This is a genomic window from Pseudomonas syringae group sp. J248-6, from assembly GCF_032586995.1.
Classification (GTDB): domain Bacteria; phylum Pseudomonadota; class Gammaproteobacteria; order Pseudomonadales; family Pseudomonadaceae; genus Aquipseudomonas; species Aquipseudomonas amygdali.
Genome location: NZ_JAWHOP010000007.1, coordinates 135,094 through 148,374 on the forward strand (window position 1 = coordinate 135,094; position 13,281 = coordinate 148,374).

Here is a 13,281-nt window from a genome sequence, read left to right on the forward strand (position 1 = left end):
CCCGCTTTGCAGTCCGCGATTTTTGTTTATTCCACCACATGTTGCTCACCAGAGATCGAACGTTACGAGTGATAAAACCGCAGTCAGTTAACGGCGGCGTCTGATTTCATGCGGATGACATTGGCTGCGCTGGCAGACCCGTCATTCCAGAACGACAACTTTGAATACTGCTCGAACAGGTCGGGCGGCAGGATGGTGGGCCTTTGCTCCAGCGCAACGCGCGGCTTGACCTTGTGCAAGCCTGATACGCCCAGCGCATCGTCGAACTGCGGGGCGTCATAGGCGAGGTTGTTGAAGTCGTGTTCAAACCACGGTTCTTCGATGAAGTCGTAGACCAGCCGTATGACCCGTTCCGGGGCCTGGGACAGCAGTTCGTAATCGATCAACAGAATCGAGTCGGCATGCTCGCCGTAATAGGCTTCCTTGAGCGATGCCCAGGCAAAGCCCACCAGACGATTGCGCTGCGCCAGCGTCTCGACCCGGCTGTAGACCGTATTGCGTTCCACGTCATCGTTGAACAGCTTGGTGTTTTCAAAAGGGTTGGCGCGGTACAAACGTTCGATACTGTCCATGACCCAGGCGACGTTACGCACGCAGGCAATCACTTTGCTTTGCGGGAACAGGTCCATGAGCGCGGGCAGGCGTGAACACCAGCCCCGGTTTGTATCGAACACCACGTCTTTATCGGCCTTGTCGGCGTAGTAGGACTCGAAAACCCCGCGCAACAAGCGACGACGCACATCGGTGTTGATCACCGAGGAGAATTCACTGCCAGCGCTGCACTGGCCAAGAATACTGGAGAAAAGAGAGCCAACCGGGCTGCTCATACCCGCATGAAAGCGCGGGTTTTGCAGGAGAATGGCTGATAGCAGGGTGGAGCCCGATCGTGGCAAACCTGCAATGAAGTGGAATTTTTGCATCCATGCGCCCCGGAAAAACAACTGTTTATACGAGTGTGTGAACCACGTAACAAAGTTCATTCATATGCCAGTAGTTCGACAGGAGCCAGCATGTCTTGAGGGATGGGAACGTTAAAAAAACTGATGTGGCGTTCTCCCTCCCGGTTTTATTAGGGTTTTTCCGGTTAAAGAATGATGAGTATCAGATGAACGGTAGTGAACTTTCCGGCAATGACTGTTGAGTGTCACTGGATGTACAACGGATAACGGTCATTTGCAAAAACATTTACACCCTGAAAACTGCGTCTACGCTTCTATCCTGCCACCTGTGGACCGTGCCCCGGTGGATCGAAGTTTCCCATGACATAGAAGAAGGATGAGGGTGTATGGAAGTTTTTATGGGTTCGATCATGACGTTTGGCTTTCCGTTTGCGCCTGCTGGCTGGATGCAATGCAATGGACAAACATTGAACATCAGTCAGTACAACGCCTTGTACGCACTATTGGGCGTCATTTATGGAGGGAATCCCTCGCAGAACTTCATGTTGCCCAATCTTCAAGGCCGGGTGCCGATAAATCAGGGGACCGGGGTCAACCTCACCAACCGGGTGATCGGCTCTGTATCGGGTGTTGAGAAGGTCACTGTGGCCATCGCCAACATGCCTGCACACGTGCACCAGATGAGCACGCTGACCGCAAACACCACCATCACATTGGCCAACCCGGCAGTGACCGGGGCGACCATCGCGCCCACCACAGACAATGCGTTCATAGGCGCTTCCACTAGCGGACCGACCTCCGCCAATATCTTTTCGCCCAATGCAGGCACCGCACCTGTCGTGCAGAAGGGCGTCAGTACCGCCATCACCGGAACCATGCAGCCCGTCGGAGGCAGCCTGCCTATCGACAGCATGAACCCGTTCCTGGTGGTGAACTTCAGTATCGCCCTGCAGGGTCTTTTCCCTACCAGGGACTGATCTGACACGAGTCCAGGGACGGGCTCTTCCCACTCATTTCACTGGAGATGCGTCATGCTGCAAGACGTTACCGTTGAACACTTCCAGAGCCTGCTGGGTAATACCTGCCAGTTGCAAATGAGCGACGGCAGCCAGTTGCCTGTGCATGTCGCCTCAGTGGCCGAAAAACCGCAGGCACGAGCCGCCCGGCAACAGCGTATGCCGTTCAACGTTTCACTTGAGTCACTTGAGCCCAGCGAGTTTGTCGATGGGGCCTGTGCTATCGAACTGCCGGAGCTGGGCCTGCTACAGAATGTGTTCGTCTCTCGTGTTCCCGCCATGGGCCGCGACGAGAACCTGGCCTACTACTGCATAAGCTTCAACTGATCAAAAGGCAGCGGTCTGGCCTGGATACCAGATCAGTCTCGCCGCTGCCACATCCTGCTCTTCAACCTGAAACCCCAGCGCCAGATATTGCTGGCGAGCATACGGGTTGTTGGCCCAGACCACTGTTGCCACCGGGCAGCGGATCTGTTCGGCGGCCTGCTGCACACCCTGCAAAACGTTGCGCCCGTAGCCCTTGCCACGCGCTGCCGGAATGAACGCCAGATACAGCACGCGTATCTCGTTGTGTCCGAAATCTGTGACCAGCGCACCGATGGGCGTGCCGAGCTTTTCAATCACGTAGCGCATGGCGTTGGGGAAGTTTTCTCCCTGCCCTAGATCCTGCATGCGAAACTGCTGGGCGATGACGTCTTCAACCTGATCGCGTTCGCCGTCGATCAATTGCAGATCGGGACGCGCCGAGTGGTAGAGCATCTGCAGAAAGGCGCTGTCGGTTTCTCTCGATGGCCGCACCACCAGCCCATCGATATTGGTGAAAGGTTTTTTTGTCATGTCTGCTGTCCTCTGTCCATGTGTCAGCTTCAGAACCCGCTTTCTCTTACTCCCAGGGCGGCAAGCCTGCGCCAGGTTGCGCCCAACAGGGATTCACTGCGGCCATCCAGCACCGCTACGCCACGCAACGGCTGGGACGGTGCAGCGCTGTTGTCGACCAGTTTCAGGCGTACACCATACTGGCCCTGTACCGGTTCGGCGCGCTGATTTTCGTCACGCCGCACGGCAATCGGTCCGTGGTGATCGGAACTCAACGCCTCTTGATCCAGCCACGCCACGCCGTTGGCATCGACTTCCTGAAGCTCCACGAGCAGCGACTCACGCATCGGATCATCGGCAATAAAGCGTCCGCGATCACCAGGTGCGATACGCCACAGCGCGTTCTCGGCCACGTAACCGCGAATTCGCGTGCCTTCCTCGACAATCCTCAGCAGCGGGTCTCTGGTTGAAACCCAGCGACCTTCGCTCAACTGGGGCAGCAGGTCGCGCACCTGCCCGGCCTTGGGAGCGCGTAACAGCAGACGTTCGCGTCGTGCAGCCAGGCCGCGATACTCGGCAACGGCTTCGGCCAGACGCTGTTCGAGAATCCCGGCATCGGCGGCGGTCTCGCTGCGGCCTGCCTGACGACGCATCTGCAACTGCAAAATGTTGATCTCACGGCGCACGATACTTTGCCGCGAGTCGATATCCGGGGATTCCAGTTCCATCAGCACGGCGCCTTGTTCGACCTTCTGGCCGTCGTGCACATTGACCTGCCTGACTCTGGCAGCGGCCGGGGCATGTATGGCCGTCACACTTTCGGCTTCCAGCATCACCGGCAACTCGACACTGCTGTGCCACGGTACGATGAGCAACAGGAGCAGTGCCAGCAAGCCTGCCGCACTGAGCAGCACACGGGGTGCGTACGCCTGTTCGCGGTGTGACCACCAGTGGCGACATTCCTTGAAAATCGGCAGAAAAATGAACCAGCCCAACTCCACCAGCATCAGGAAAATCCCCAGCAATTTGAAAAACAGATGGTAGACCGCCAGCGCGATGCCAAAAAACAATGCTGCACGCCACAACCAGGACAGATACCCCCACCACAGCAGACGGCGCTGCATGGCCGCTGACCACGGCTCCGGTGCGGGAAGGTCGTAGCCGAACAGCGCCTCGCGCAGTCGCCAGCGACACAGGGCAAAAGCCCGGCCCTGAAGATTGTCGACTTCCCAAAAATCGCTGATCAGAAAGTAACCATCAAAGCGCATGAACGGATTGAGGTTGACCACCACAGTGGTCAGCCACGTCGCGCTGGCGAGCATGAATGCTGCGGTGCGCGCCGGCCCGTCGGGCAGCAGTGACCAGGCCAGCAAGGCGATGCATGCCAGCAACATTTCCGCCAGCACGCCGCCTGCGCCGATCAGCAGTCGGGCGCGGCGATCGTTGACCCGCCAGGCATCGCTGACATCGGTATAGAACAACGGCAACAGGACCATGAACGCCACGCCCATGCTCTGTACCCGGCATCCGGCACGCTTGGCCATGAATGCGTGGCCGAACTCATGGCAGAGTTTGGCGAAAAACAGCGCTATACCGAATGCCAGCGCGCCACCCAGGCTGAACAGGTGGGGAAAGGTCCCGATGAAGCGTTGCCAGTCCCGGGCTACCAGAAAAACTCCCAGCCCCAGCGTGAGCGGCAGCCCGTAGCGCAGTAATCCTGAGCCATAGCGCGCCAGCCACGGCCAGACGCGGTTTAGAAATGCGTCAGGACGCCAGAGCGGAATCCGGAAGAACAGATATTGATGCAAGAGCATCTGCCACAGCCCATGACGTGCCGCTGCGGCCTTGTAGGCGTAACTGGCACGCTGTTCCGGGTCGCGCGCTGCGATCAGGTCATGGCCGCGCAAGAAACGCAGCAACTCGTCAATCTCGGTGTCGCCCAACGGCAGGCCCGGCTCGCGGTTGGCCGCTTGCAGCACCTGTGAAGCATCACCCAGCGCCCAATGACGCAACAGTCGAATGGCCTGGGTGCCAAGCTTGAAATAGCGACCGCGCAGCGGGTCGGCCAAGGTCCAGCGTGGCGAACCGTCAAGGGCTGGGGCGGCAGGTGTAAGCTGCAAATCTGCACGCAGGTTGGGCAGGTTCATTACAGGCCTACACTTTGACGCAGGCCGGCAAGAGGGCGACGCAGCAGGTACAGCGCCAGTGGAGCACGGTCGCCGAATACCTTGGCTGTGCCACGCAGCCCGATCCGGGGTGGCGGCGAATCGAGAAAGCTGGCATCCAGACGATACGCCAGCTGCCCGCCGGGAGTGGGCTGGGCCTCATAGGCTGCTCGCTCAAGGCGGGCGGCATGCCGTTGCAGCGGGTCGCTGTCCAGAAACAATGCGATTTCGGCATCCGGTTGCAGGGCGATGGCGTCGCCAACTGCCAGCTCGATACGCAGTTCGGCCTGGGTCGGGTCGGCAATTTCCAGCAGTCGTTCGCCCGTCTGTACCGGCTTGCCAAGCCAGCGCTGGGCATCGGCAAATACCGCGATACCGTCGCGTTCGGCGCGTACTTCGCTGCGTTTAAGCAGTTCACGGGCATAATCGCGCTCGGCACGCTTCTGCTCGACGCGGGCCGCCAGCAGGTCGATTCGTGAACTGGATTCGGCATCGGCGAAAGAACGCTGCGAGTTGGCTTTCAGTTCCGCTTCGGCAACGCCCAGTGCCCGTTCGGCTACATCAGCCTGAGCCTTGAGGGTCGTGTTCTCGAAACGCAGCAGCAGGTCCCCGGTCTTGACGACCTGATTGGGCTTGACCAGAAACTCGGCCACCACGCCATCCAGCGGCGCAGCCACCACGCGTCCGCCCAGCGGTACGACTTCGGCGGGTGCCAGTACCGACTGACGCACCGGAATCAGCAGGCACAGCAGCGCCAGCATCACCAGCAAGGCCTGACGCTTGCGGTTGAAACGCAAGCGCCACGGTTTTCCGGGCTGCAAGGCGAGCCAGGCATGGCTGCAGGTATCGCCCAGTTGCGCCAGCAGGATTTGCTCTGCGGGTGTCCACGGCGTGTCGCGGGCCAGCCACAGGCCGCCAAACACCTCACCTTTACGGTCTTGGAGCGGCAGCCAGAAAACATGCGGTGCCGACAGGCTGTTCCAGTCATCGCGTACCGATGCACTGAGTGAATCCATGTGCACGACGCGCGCCGGTTTGACCTGCTCCAGTTTCAGCAACTGGCCGACGGCATGTTCGACAAAGGCCACGAACGGCGCATTGGGTTCGATGACGCTGACCCCCGTCACTGAGCGCACCTTGCCGGCGATCACCAGCGCTGCGTGGCGATAGCCGAACAACCCCTGGCTGTCGTTGACCAGGCTGTAGGCCAGTTGATCTATCGCAGGTGCGGCGCGGGTCAATCGTTCAAGGTCGAGAAACTGCGCGAAAACCCGTTCAACCGCGCCGGATGCGGGGGCGTTCACTTGAACTCCGCAAAATGTGCAGTACCGCTCATGCCTCCCAGCAGGCCCTCCGCTTTGGGCAGGCTGGCGATCAGCAGCAATGTCTGGCTGCCTTCATCGATACGCGCACCGAGGCGCTTGACGGTGGCGGTCAGTGGCTGACCGGTCTCGTCGGGCACGAAGCTGAAGGTTTGTCCGGGCTTGAGTCTGCTCATCCAGCGCGAGGGCACCAGCAGGTGAATTTCCAGCGTGCGGTTGTCGACGATTTCGAGCATCGGCGTACCGGCTGCGACACTCTCGTAACGCTTCACCTTGCGCTCGACGACTTGCCCGTCGTAGGGCGCAACCACGCTGCAGCGCTTGATCTGCACCTGATAGACGCCAGACTGCGCCTGGGTTTCGGAAAGCTTTGCTTCGGCACGTGCCACCTCGAAGCGGCCCACTGAGTTGAGCGCGGCCAGTTGCCGGTTGTGCGCCAGTTCCTCGCTGGCACCACGGCTGGCTGCCTGTGCGGCATTGAGCTGAGCCTGATAGGCCGAACAGTCGAAGCGGGCGAGGGTATCGCCCTTGTTGAACGACTCGCCTTCCTGGAAAGGCAGGTCAGTAATACGGCCGGACAGCTCGCTGGCGAGGACCGCCTGATTGGTTGCTCGCAATACGCCCCGGGCCTCGCTGGACGAGGCGGGTGTACTGGCTGCTGCGTTGTCCTCGATCAGCCCGGCATCGGTCGGCGTTTGCGCCTGAGCCAGTCCCGCCACACTTAGCATCCCTAAAAGTACAGCTGGCAAACACCGCATGCAGCGAACTCCTTCAAAAAAGACATGATCGGCAGCTCCTGTGCCGATCATGCCGTATTACCCGACGCGGCTTGCCGGTGATCGAAGAAAGACTTCGAGCTCTCCAAGCGGTAGCGGCTTGCTGATCAGGTAACCCTGGATTTGATCGCAATGGTTTTCACGCAGAAACGCCAGTTGCTCGGGTGTTTCCACACCTTCGGCGATAACCTTCAGGTCGAGGCTGTGAGCCAGTTCAATGATGGCTCTGGCAATGGCCGCGTCCTGTGGGTTGCTGGTCACTTCGCGAATGAATGCGATATCGATTTTAAGCTTGTCGATAGGGAATCGGCGCAAGTAAGCCAGACTTGAATAGCCGGTGCCGAAATCGTCGATGGAAATACTCACGCCATTGGCGCGTAGCGCACCCAGGGTAGCGATGGTGTGAGAGGTGTTTTCCATCAACGAGCTTTCCGTCAGTTCGACCTCCAGCCACTGCGGCGCAACCTTGTGTTTCTCAAGTGCCTGACGAATGTCGGCCACCAGACTGCTGCTGGAAATCTGCTGCCCGGAGATGTTGACTGCCACCTGAAACGAGCCCAGCCCGGAACGTTGCCAGCGCGCAATCTGCGCGCAAACGCTGTCGACGACCCAGTTGCCGACTTCACCGATCAACCCCAGGCTTTCCAGCACCGGAACGAATACGGCAGGCGAAATGCCTGCCTGGCCAGGGCGCGGCCAGCGCAGCAAGGCTTCAAGCCCGCATACCTGGTTGTCAGCCAGGTTCAGTTTGGGCTGGTAGACAATCTCGAACGCCTGTTTTTGCACGGCCTCACGTAATGCCGCTTCAAGGTCCAGACGCGCCGAGACGTCAGCGTTCATCTGCGGCGTATAGAACCGGTAGTTGTCCGGGCCGATTTTTCGGGCGCTGTTCATGGCGGTGTAGGCGTGTCTGATCAGCTCGTGTGAGTCTTCGCCGTCCTCCGGGTACAGCGCAATACCGATGCTGGCAGTCATGACCAGGCTCTGGCCTTCTATGTGGAAGGGCGCTCGCAATGCGTTGCGGATGCGCTCGAGCGTTTGCCGGGTATCCGCCTGGCCGGGACGAAGCATCAGAATCAGGGCGAACTGATCGCCGTCCACGCGGCCAAGGGTGTCGCTGGCATTCAGGCAGTTCGACAGTCGGCGGCTGACCTCCAGCAGCACCTCATCGCCCAGCACATGCCCCCAGGTTTCGTTGATATTCTTGAAACCGTCGATATTGACCGTCAGGGCCGCCAGCTTCCAGCGACTGATGGCCGCCTGGGTCACGCCCATTTGCAGGCTGGTAAAAAACAGGTCCCGATTGGGCAGGCCGGTCAGTGCGTCGTAGTGGGCCATGGTCAGCAGGCGCTGATCGCTTTCCTTGCGCCGGGTGATGTCGCGGACGATGCCGACGATGACCCAGTCCTCGCCGGTACGATAGGCCTGGCGATGGATCTCTACCTCGACATCGCGTCCGCTCTTGTCGCGAATCTGGGTTTCCAGTGGTTCGCTGGGGCCTTTGCCGGCGATGATCTGGTCATACACGACTTCCAGATTTTCCATTGACGTCTCGCCCAGCTCGGCCGGGGTCTTGTGCGCCAGTTCTTCAGCGGTGTAGCCCAGCAGCTGACATGCCCTGCGGTTGAATTCGATCAGGCTCATGGTGTTGCGGTTGATCAGGAAAATGGCATCTTCAGAAGCGTCCATCACCGTACGAAAGCGTTCAAGGTCGATGGTGCGCTGCTGCAATTGGTCTTCGAGGATCAGGCTGTGGCTTTTCAGGTAGTCGCCAAAGGACTTGAGGCGCAGCAGATTACGCACACGTAACCATAGCTCGGCGCTGTCCACCGGTTTGTTGAGGTATTCCTCGGCACCGGCTTCCAGCCCTGACAAACGCGCACTTTGTTCGTCGAGTGCCGAGAGCATGATGATCGGTATATTGGCGGTGCTCTTGCTGGCCTTGAGCTGACTGGCGACTTCGTAACCGTCCATGCCCGGCATCATGATGTCCAGCAGGATCAGGTCAGGCGCTTGTAGTTCGACCATGGCCAGCCCCAGCTCGCCCGACTCCGCAGTCAGCGTCCGATAACCCTGATTCTGCAGCAGAACCTCCAGCAGGTCCCGGACATGGACATCGTCATCGATAATCAGGATGGTTGCGGCGCTCTGGGTCATATCGAATGCTCAGGTAATTGGCTGTTGAGGCAGTTTTTTTTCCAGCAGGGTGTCGATAACCCGGTACAGCTCCTTGTAGCGCAACGGCTTGATGACATAAGCGTTGCAGCCCGCCAGACGGATCTTTTCCTTGTCTTCCTTCATGGCCATTGCGGTCAAGGCGACCACCGGGATCGCGGCTGTGCCGGCGTCTTTCTTCAATAGCGACGTGGCGGTAAGGCCGTCCATTTCCGGCAGATGGATGTCCATCAGGATCAGGTCGGGCTGGCGCTCGCGAGCCAGTTTCAGGCCGCTTTCGGCATCGACTGCCGACAGTACGCTGTGACCGGCGCTGGTCAGTAACAGCTCCGCCAGGCGCATATTCGCCGCATTGTCTTCAATGATCAGGATCTGGGCCATCGTGCCTCCTCGAATTCAGGCGGGCGGATCGGCAGCCAGACCACAAAGCGTGCACCGAGGTCCTTGACGCTTGCGACCGCAACGCAGCCGCCATGCAGTTCGGTCAGCTGCTTGACCATCGCCAGACCCAGCCCGGTGCCCTCGAATTTACGTGCCAGACCACTGTCGATCTGACTGAAGGCTTTGAACAGCTTGTTCATATCGCTTTGGGCGATACCGATTCCTGTGTCGCTGACGCTCAGTTCCAGAAACTGTTCGTAGTCACTGGACGGCAATGGAAAGGTGTGTGCTGGCCAGTCACCCTCGATGACGCCTGCCTGAGCAAATGACACTTGGCGCACCGCCAGGGTCACCCAGCCGCCGGGTTCGCTGAATTTCACTGCGTTGGCCAGCAAGTTGTAGACAATCTGCTTGGTCTTGCGCCGATCCAGCTCAAGCAGGCCGAAGTCGGCATCTGTTTCCAGTTTCAACTGAATGCGTTGCAGGGCGGCTTGCTCGCGAACGATCAACAGACTGTTGCTCAGCAATTCGTCCAGATCGACCGGTTCAAGCTCCAGGGTCATCATTCCGGCTTCGACCTTGGACAGGTCGAGAATGTCATTAATCAGCGAGAGCAGATGCTGGCCGCTGTTGAAGATATCGCCGATGTACCGTCGCTGGGCATCGGTCATGTCGCCGACCATACCGTCCTTGAGCGCCTCGGAAAAACCGATGACGGCGTTCAGCGGTGTGCGCAACTCGTGGGACATGGTGGCAAGGAACTCGGACTTCATATGGCTGGCGTGTTCCAGCTCGACGTTTTTTTCTTCCAGCGTGCGTTCGAAGCGCTTGCGCTCGGTCACGTCCCGGGCGGCAGCGAAGACACCCTTGAGCTTGCGATCCCGGTCATGAAAAGTCGCAGCGTTGTAGGACACCACGGTTTCGGTGCCGTCGTAGGCACGCACGGTGAGTTCGTAGTCGCTGACCTTATGTTCGCTGAGCACGCGTTTGATCGCGGCATCGGCACTCGCCGGGTCTGTGAAGAAGTTTTTGCAGGGCGCGCCGATCAACTCATCACGGGTACGCCCGGTCAGCGCCATCATCTGCTTGTTGACGTCGGAAATGATGCCTTGCGGGTCGGTCATCATCAGCGCGTCGATGTTCGATTCGATCAGCGAGCGGGTGTAGAACTGCTGGTCACGCAACCGCTGATCCAGTAGAGCCTGGGCTTCCTCTTCCTGCTTGCGCGCGGTGTTGTCGGTGCCGATCAGCAGATAACCAATGATGGTTTCGGCGCTGTCTCGCAGTGAAGTGACCGACACCATGGCCGACAGGCGGCTGCCGTCCTTGCGGATGTAGGTCAATTCGTAGATGTCTTCGATGCCACGCGAAGCCTTGAATACCAGTGCCTCAAAGCCCGGCGTGATGGGCGTGTTCAGTTCATGGCTGAGCGCTGCCGCGCGGATGATCAGCTCGGCGGGGTCGGAGATATCTGCCGGCGTGATTTTGTCGACCACATCTTCAGAGTGGTAACCGAGCATGCGTTCGGCACCCACGTTGAATATCTGGATGACGCCGTGTTCGTCGGTCGCGATGCTGGAGAAGTAGGCGCTGTTGAAAATCGCGTCCTGCAGCGCGCCGGTTTTGAGCAGGATTTTCTGACGGCGAGATTCGACGATTTTTTCAGCACGAGACTGAGGATCGGCAAGCGGGCGGTCTGCTGGCGGGGTTGACATATCACTTCCCGGTACTACCTGACCTTTCTGCCATTACGGCCGTAATCACACTTACGGACATCCACTCAAATGGATGATAAGAGGTTTGTGGACCATACCAGATCAGTATCGGCAGCTTGGTTATTAAATGAATCTTTTCGGAATATATTTTCGATAAATGGCGTCAATAGATTAGCGCTTGCCCGATATTCCATATTTTCGCAGCCGATGAGCGATGGCGGTGTGCGAAGTATGCAGGCGCGCGGCCAACTGACGGGTAGATGGGTAGTCTGCGTAGAGTTTTTCCAGCAGATTTCTCTCAAATGCCTCGACGGCATGCTCGAGGCTGTCCACGGGACTGTCGTGCGGATGCGCAACTGCGGTGCCTGCGATATCCAGATCGCCTATATCCACTTGAGTGTGTTCGCAGATGGCGGCAGCACGGAAAATCACGTTCTGCAATTGACGAACATTGCCCGGCCAGCGATTGCCCAGCAGAGCAGGGTAGGTGCTGTGCGCAAGCCTGCACACCGGACGCTGAATCTGCGCGCAGGCCTGTTCCATGAAGTAGCGGGCCAGCAACAGAATGTCCTGCCCGCGTTCGCGCAGCGGCGGTACCTCGAGATTGAGGACGTTGAGGCGGTAGAAAAGGTCTTCACGGAAGGTACCTTCGCTGACCATTTTTTCCAGATCGCGGTGGGTAGCGCTAAGGATACGCACATTGACCCTGACCTCCCGGTCTCCACCGACACGCCGGAAGCTGCCATCGTTGAGAAAACGCAGCAGTTTGGCTTGCAGATAAGGAGACATTTCGCCGATTTCATCGAGAAACACGGTGCCCTGATTGGCCAACTCCATCAGCCCTGGCTTGCCGCCGCGCTGGGCGCCGGTAAAGGCGCCCGGGGCATAACCGAACAGTTCGCTTTCAGCCAGGTTTTCCGGCAGCGCCGCGCAGTTCAGTGCCAGGAATGGCTCGCCGTGACGCGCGCTGCTGGCGTGGCAAGCCCGCGCTACCAGCTCTTTGCCGGTGCCGGTCTCACCCTGAATCAGCAACGGTGCGTCCAGCGCCGCCACACGTTGCGCGCGCGCCTTGAGGGTGCGGATTGCGGCTGACTCGCCGAGCAGCGCATCGAAACCTTCGGCGTGATCGTGATGCAGCGCCGACAGGCGCTCACCGATACGGCTGGGCAGGTACAGGGTAATCAGCGCACCCGCCTCGGTGATCGGGGTGGCATCCAGCAACAGCGCTTCACCGTTGAGGGTGATTTCGCGCAATGGCAGTCGAAAGCTGTTTTCCAGCAGGGCCGCTTGCAGGCCGGGGTCGGCGAACAGTTCAGCAATCGGTTCGCCCGCAGGTTCGCGGCCGATCAGTGCGATCAACGCGGGATTGGCCAGCAGCACATGCCCGGCGCTGTCCAGTGCCAGTACCGGGTCGGTCATGGCGGCGAGCAGCGCGTCCAGTTGCAGATGGCGGCGCTGACCCGGCAGGATGTCGACCACAGTGATTGCTTCTACCCCACGAACCCGAAACAGCGCGTCCTTGAGTTCTTCGAGCATCTGGTGGCTGAGGGTCGGCGCGTCGATGTAGACATTGGGCGGCACCATCTCCACGGCATCCAGATTCAGGTTGCGCCCACCCAGGATCGCCAGCACTTCCTGGGTGATACCGACGCGGTCGATGAAGCTGACATGGATGCGCATGGGGCGTTGACGGTTCGCGAATGAGAAGGCGGCAAGTATGCCTTGTAGCGGCAGGTTTGGTGAAATCCGGCGGTGGGCATGGGCACGATAGTGTTCTGCCGCACACCTATCGCTCCGCACGCTCCAGCGTGGGAATGCCCTTCTTGACGCTCTGCGTCATGGATTTACGCTACGCCGCTTATTCAGGAGAGGACGCAGAGCGTCCGGAACGGCATACCCACGCGGAGCATGGGCACGATGGTGTTCTGCGGAGCGTCGTTCCTCACGCTACCGCACGCTGGTATTCTGCCGCACACCTATCGTTCCGCACGCTCCAGCGTGGGAATGCCCTTCTTG

Annotated in this window: 11 protein-coding genes; 2 read left to right on the forward strand and 9 right to left on the reverse strand. The window is 59.3% G+C overall.

All coding sequences use genetic code 11. The features are described 5' to 3' along the window. Positions 1 to 83: 83 nt before the first annotated feature. Positions 84 to 920, reverse strand: coding sequence for a sulfotransferase family protein (locus RYC17_RS12000; RefSeq protein ID WP_054996688.1), 837 nt, complete (start codon positions 918 to 920; stop codon positions 84 to 86). Between the two features lie 365 nt (positions 921 to 1,285). Between RYC17_RS12000 and RYC17_RS12005 the strand changes: the two genes are divergently transcribed. Both RYC17_RS12005 and RYC17_RS12010 read left to right on the forward strand, forming a co-directional pair. Further along, positions 1,286 to 1,876 carry a phage tail protein gene (locus RYC17_RS12005; protein ID WP_002552297.1) on the forward strand — a complete coding sequence of 197 codons (591 nt, stop codon included), beginning with the start codon at positions 1,286 to 1,288 and terminating at the stop codon, positions 1,874 to 1,876. A gap of 54 nt (positions 1,877 to 1,930) precedes the next feature. After that, entirely contained in the window at positions 1,931 to 2,242 is a 312-nt protein-coding gene (locus RYC17_RS12010) for a DUF6916 family protein (protein WP_005745808.1), read from the forward strand. On the opposite strand, the gene RYC17_RS12015 is transcribed toward RYC17_RS12010, so the two are convergent. The 8 genes from RYC17_RS12015 to RYC17_RS12050 all read right to left on the reverse strand — a co-directional run bounded on the left by RYC17_RS12015 (position 2,243) and on the right by RYC17_RS12050 (position 12,945). Next, positions 2,243 to 2,752 carry a GNAT family N-acetyltransferase gene (locus RYC17_RS12015; protein WP_316903184.1) on the reverse strand — a complete coding sequence of 170 codons (510 nt, stop codon included), beginning with the start codon at positions 2,750 to 2,752 and terminating at the stop codon, positions 2,243 to 2,245. Between the two features lie 29 nt (positions 2,753 to 2,781). Next, the gene (locus tag RYC17_RS12020) at positions 2,782 to 4,878 is read right to left on the reverse strand and encodes an HlyD family efflux transporter periplasmic adaptor subunit (protein WP_316903185.1); all 2,097 of its coding nucleotides are present in this window, start codon (positions 4,876 to 4,878) and stop codon (positions 2,782 to 2,784) included. After that, on the reverse strand, positions 4,878 to 6,200 hold the full coding sequence (locus tag RYC17_RS12025) for an efflux RND transporter periplasmic adaptor subunit (protein WP_058402076.1): 1,323 nt from the start codon (positions 6,198 to 6,200) through the stop codon (positions 4,878 to 4,880). The genes RYC17_RS12020 and RYC17_RS12025 overlap by 1 nt, the downstream gene beginning before the upstream one ends. After that, a complete protein-coding gene (locus RYC17_RS12030; protein WP_080395032.1) occupies positions 6,197 to 6,946 on the reverse strand; it encodes an efflux RND transporter periplasmic adaptor subunit in 750 nt (249 codons plus the stop codon). Before RYC17_RS12030 ends, RYC17_RS12025 begins: the two co-directional genes overlap by 4 nt. An 87-nt stretch (positions 6,947 to 7,033) precedes the next feature. Beyond that, the gene (locus RYC17_RS12035; protein ID WP_316903188.1) at positions 7,034 to 9,151 is read right to left on the reverse strand and encodes a putative bifunctional diguanylate cyclase/phosphodiesterase; all 2,118 of its coding nucleotides are present in this window, start codon (positions 9,149 to 9,151) and stop codon (positions 7,034 to 7,036) included. Positions 9,152 to 9,160: 9 nt separating this feature from the next. Continuing rightward, positions 9,161 to 9,550 carry a response regulator gene (locus RYC17_RS12040; RefSeq protein ID WP_316903190.1) on the reverse strand — a complete coding sequence of 130 codons (390 nt, stop codon included), beginning with the start codon at positions 9,548 to 9,550 and terminating at the stop codon, positions 9,161 to 9,163. Then, positions 9,535 to 11,265, reverse strand: coding sequence for a PAS domain-containing sensor histidine kinase (locus RYC17_RS12045; protein ID WP_058402080.1), 1,731 nt, complete (start codon positions 11,263 to 11,265; stop codon positions 9,535 to 9,537). The genes RYC17_RS12040 and RYC17_RS12045 overlap by 16 nt, the downstream gene beginning before the upstream one ends. A gap of 171 nt (positions 11,266 to 11,436) precedes the next feature. Then, positions 11,437 to 12,945 (reverse strand): sigma-54-dependent transcriptional regulator, encoded by a 1,509-nt coding sequence (locus RYC17_RS12050; protein ID WP_058402081.1) that lies wholly within the window; start codon positions 12,943 to 12,945, stop codon positions 11,437 to 11,439. Positions 12,946 to 13,281: the final 336 nt, after the last annotated feature.